Origin of the sequence: Aeromonas sp. R1-1 (genome assembly GCF_040908495.1) — a bacterium.
In the GTDB taxonomy this organism is placed as follows: domain Bacteria; phylum Pseudomonadota; class Gammaproteobacteria; order Enterobacterales; family Aeromonadaceae; genus Aeromonas; species Aeromonas veronii.
In genome coordinates, this window is record NZ_JBFODV010000029.1 from 1 (window position 1) to 2,945 (window position 2,945).

Annotated in this window: 4 protein-coding genes; 1 reads left to right on the plus strand and 3 read right to left on the minus strand. The window is 56.2% G+C overall.

Annotated elements, in window-relative coordinates; translation table 11 throughout:
- Positions 1-29 precede the first annotated feature (29 nt).
- The gene (locus AB5Y92_RS01260) at positions 30-572 is read right to left on the minus strand and encodes a YtfJ family protein (protein WP_005343253.1); all 543 of its coding nucleotides are present in this window, start codon (positions 570-572) and stop codon (positions 30-32) included.
- 220 nt (positions 573-792) lie between these two features.
- Positions 793-1,683: a hypothetical protein gene (locus tag AB5Y92_RS01265; RefSeq protein ID WP_042052397.1), complete on the minus strand. Its 891-nt coding sequence runs from the start codon at positions 1,681-1,683 to the stop codon at positions 793-795.
- A gap of 139 nt (positions 1,684-1,822) precedes the next feature.
- On the opposite strand from AB5Y92_RS01265, the gene AB5Y92_RS01270 reads away from it, so the two are divergent.
- On the plus strand, positions 1,823-2,170 hold the full coding sequence (locus AB5Y92_RS01270) for a hypothetical protein (RefSeq protein WP_043821717.1): 348 nt from the start codon (positions 1,823-1,825) through the stop codon (positions 2,168-2,170).
- Between the two features lie 28 nt (positions 2,171-2,198).
- Here AB5Y92_RS01270 and ppa read toward each other — a convergent pair whose 3' ends face one another.
- A complete protein-coding gene (gene ppa, locus AB5Y92_RS01275; RefSeq protein ID WP_005335667.1) occupies positions 2,199-2,729 on the minus strand; it encodes an inorganic diphosphatase in 531 nt (176 codons plus the stop codon).
- Between the last annotated feature and the right edge of the window lie 216 nt (positions 2,730-2,945).

The following is a 2,945-nucleotide window of genomic DNA, read 5'->3' on the forward strand; positions in this document are numbered from 1 at the left end:
GGGCGCCATCAGCGCCCTTTCTCTCTGACTTAGAGATGGGACTTGATGAGCCCCATCACGGTAGCAATGTTGTTGGCGTCGAGCTGGCCATCTTTGGCAAACAGCACCTTGCCCTCTTTATCCAGCAGGATGATGGCCGAGCTTTCCGGCGTCAGATCCCAAGCGTTGCGCGCCATCCCCTTGGCATCCAGCACCATGGCGGACCAGGGGAACTCTTTCTTGCTGTCCTCGGCACTGCTCTTCACGAAGCCGGAGGTGCCCCAGATGGCGTCATTGCTGTTGATGACGGTAACTGTCTGGTACTTGTCTTGCGGCAACTTGGCGGCCTTGATCGCCTCGATCATCGGGGCGTTCAGCTCCTTGGCACTGGAGCGACCGGCAATATGCTGGATCAGGAACACCTTGCCGGTGAGCGAGGTGCTCTGCCACGGCTGGTAGCCGATATCCTTGCCATTCAGTACCAGCTCGCCCTTGTCACTGACATTGACCAGCGGCACCGGGTTGCCATCCTTGAAGTTGTGAGCAAAGACCAGAGATGGCAGCAGCGCCAAAGTAAGTACGAGATGTTTCATCCTGATGACACTCCATTTGTTATGTTATAACGAGTTTCGGATTGAGGGAATGGGCGAGCTTCATCCTAAACTGATCGGATCTGTTTAAAAAGTGTTAAATAAGATCGCAATTCAGAAGCGTCGGCGCCCCGCCAGTCAGGTGGTTGGCTGGCAAGGGCGGCAAGGATGGCATGACATCGATAAAAATCAATGAATTGGCAGCTGGTCTGAGCTGTCTGCGTCAGTAGAGCGACTCGCTGATGAGGGGGATCTTGGCCATGGTCATCTGCTGGGCCAGCAGGGATGAGCCGGTCAGCAGCACATGGCGCTGATTGTTGATCACCACCACATCACCGGGTACGCCACTGTCTGCCGTAATGGCCAGCCAGGCAGGGGAGACGCTGCCGATGCTGATATCCGGGTAGATGATGCTGAGCACATATTGCGGGGCCAGCTCCGCCAGCAGACTGGCCATCAGCAGCGCCTTCTCATCGCTGTCGGCCTTGTTATCCTGCAACGCCTGCAGCGGCGGCGCGAAGTGATCCAGCTGTTCCGGCTGGGTGGGGATGGCGTTCAGCCACTCCTGCAGTAGGCTGACGCTGGTGGCGAGATCCTTGGCGGCAAACTGCTGCGCCAACGGCTTGAGATGCCCTTTGAAGTGGTAGAAGAGCTGGGAGTAATCGGGTCGCACGCAAGGCAGTTTGCGATTGGCCGGATGGACGCAGGGGATCACCCTCATCTGGTAGAAGGCATCCTCCTGATACTGCTGGTAGGCTTGCCAGAACAGCATCGACTCCATGCTGTCGTCCCGCAGGGTGAAGGCCTGCTCCAGATTGCGAAACTTGGTAGCGGTCTCGGGGCTGCTCTGGTTGATCAGGTTGATGCTGTTGTAGAGCCGCGGGCTGATGTAGGCGTAAAGGGTCTCCAGCGGATTGGTGAGAGAGGCCTTCAGCAGGCTCATCTCGTGGCGACTGGCGGCCATCACCTGATCGTCGGTGGTCAGCTGGAAGTGCTTGCGCTGGCCATCGGTGGATTGCCACTGCCAGCTCATGTTGATTTCGCTGGCGTTGCTTGTAGCACCAAGAGTGGTGCAGAGAGTGAGGCTGAGCAACAGCGTGGGGGTCAGCTTCATGGTGGTGCTTCCTGCCGTGGACGATAATTAACAACTAGGTGAGCCGGCACCACTTTGGTGATGTTTCGTTTTGTGATCTGGATAACAGATTGATGTGACTTTTAATTTAATTGTGAAATTAAGTCACTCTGGAGGGGTTATGAAGCCTTGGAGCATTGTGCTGTTTGGGCTGCTCAGCCTGCCAGCCATGGCGGGTCAGGTGATCGTCAACAAGGGGATGTCCGTGGCGGATACCTTTGCTCTGCGTGACCAGCTGGCGCGCGAACACGAATGGCAGGAGTGGTTGCGCTACCAGCAGGCCATCAAGTGGCTGGAGGTATTGCCGGTCAACTGCGAGCTGATGAGCCAGCCGGGCGGCGGCTATCGCTGTGGCGGTGATTACTATCGTCCCTACCAGAAAGATGGTCGTGAAATATACATTCAGGGCAATCCTAGCGGAGATGCGGCCGGTCAGCTGCCGCAAATACCGACAAAAAAGGCGCCATAAGGCGCCTTTTTTACAAGCGAAGTGACGCTTACTTGGCAGCGTAACGCTCGGCAGAGGTCTTGATCTCGGCTTCTGCAGCTGCCTTGTCGCCCCAACCTTCCACCTTGACCCATTTGCCCGCTTCCAGCTCTTTGTAGCGCTCGAAGAAGTGCTGGATCTGGGCTTTCAGCAGTTCCGGCAGATCGTTCACATCCTGGATGTGGTCGTACTGCTTGGTCAGCTTGGAGTGCGGTACAGCAACGATCTTGGCATCTTCGCCAGATTCATCGGTCATCTTCAGCACGCCAACCGGACGGCAGCGAATGACGGAACCGGCCAGCAGCGGGTAGGGGGTCGGAACCAGTACGTCGACGGGGTCACCATCCAGAGAGAGGGTCGCGTTCACGTAGCCGTAGTTGCACGGATAGAACATCGGGGTAGACATGAAGCGATCGACGAAAATAGCACCGCTGTCCTTGTCGACTTCGTATTTGATCGGGTCGGCATTCTGCGGGATTTCGATGATGACATAGATATCGTCGGGCAGGCTCTTGCCGGCCGGTACCAGGTTCAGGCTCATGATAATTCCTTCGTTGTTAGTATCAGGTTTGCAGGCCGATATTATAGCGATGTGATGTTAAATGACCATATTTCAGCGGCTATCGCTAACAAAGAAGGGGGATTTTTCCGCTTTGATGTGTGCGGGATGCAACAAAACGGCTATTTTGATGCCCTGCCGCTGACCTTGGTCACCGGCAGGGCATGTGGAGTTGGGAGCAAAGGGGGTCAGAGCGAG